At 58.1% G+C, this 1,135-nt stretch carries 1 protein-coding gene; it reads right to left on the bottom strand.

Annotated elements, in window-relative coordinates:
- Positions 1-1,135: ATP-binding cassette domain-containing protein (locus ACYVTD_RS13555; protein ID WP_461248265.1), on the bottom strand; the 1,135-nt coding region annotated here is incomplete at both ends.

The raw sequence follows: 1,135 nt of genomic DNA, 5'->3' as shown, positions 1-1,135 counted from the left end.
CCAGGCGCAGTAGGCGCGGGAGTTTACCTCCCTCGCGGTCTGCCCCGAACCGAGTTTGATAAGGTCAAGCCCGTCGGAAAGCTGTTCCCAAACGGTTTTTTCGCCGTCGAGTGAGGCGCGCATCTGGTCGGCGTAGCCGAGTTTTACGGTTTCCCCCAAACGCAGGACTCCCGCGTCCGGCTTTTCGCTGCCCGTTATCATCTTGAACAAGGTCGTCTTTCCCGCGCCGTTAGGCCCGATAATGCCTACGCACGCGCCGGGCGGCACGTTAAAGCTCATGTTGTCGAATAACAGTTTTTCCCCGAAAGATTTTGACACCCCCTCGGCTTCGATAACCAATTTGCCGAGGTGCGGGCCGGCAGGAATTATGATCCTGTTACTTTGGGCCGCGCCTTTTGAACGCTCCCTTTCGTCGTCCTGATAAAGTTTTTCATATTGGGTGATGCGCGCCTTGCTTTTCGCGTGCCGTCCTTTCGGGCTCATGCGTATCCATTCAAGCTCGCGCTGGAGTGTTTTCCGCCTGTCGCTTTCCCCTTTTTCTTCCTGTTCCATGCGCTTTTCTTTCTGTTCAAGCCAGCCGGAATAGTTGCCTTTCCAGGGGATTCCCTCGCCGCGGTCAAGTTCCAGTATCCAGCCGGCGACATTGTCCAAAAAGTAGCGGTCGTGCGTGACGGCGATGACCGTCCCCGCGTAATCGCGCAAGTGCCGCTCGAGCCATGCCACCGTTTCCGCGTCCAGGTGGTTGGTAGGCTCGTCAAGCAGAAGAATGTCCGGCTTTTGCAGCAGCAGGCGGCCGCGGGCGACCCGCCGTCTTTCCCCGCCGGAAAGGTGGTCTACAACTTCGCTTCCTGCGGGGCATCGGAGCGCTTCCATCGCACGTTCACGACGGCTTTCCAAATTCCAGCCGTCGGCGGCCTCGATTTTTTCCTGCAGTTCCGCCTGCTTCGCCCCCAACTTATCGTAATCGGCGTCAGGATCCCCGAACGCCTCGCTTACCTTGTCAAATTCCGCGAGAAGGGCGACTAGCTCTTTCGCCCCCTCCGCCACGATTTCTTTAACGGTCTTCCCCGGTTCAAGGTACGGCTCCTGTTCAAGAAACCCTATCGTGTAGCCGGGGCTTACTGTTGTCTCCCCC

Source organism: Treponema sp. R6D11 (genome assembly GCF_054786075.1).
This window is presented reverse-complemented; position numbering and strand designations above follow the sequence as displayed.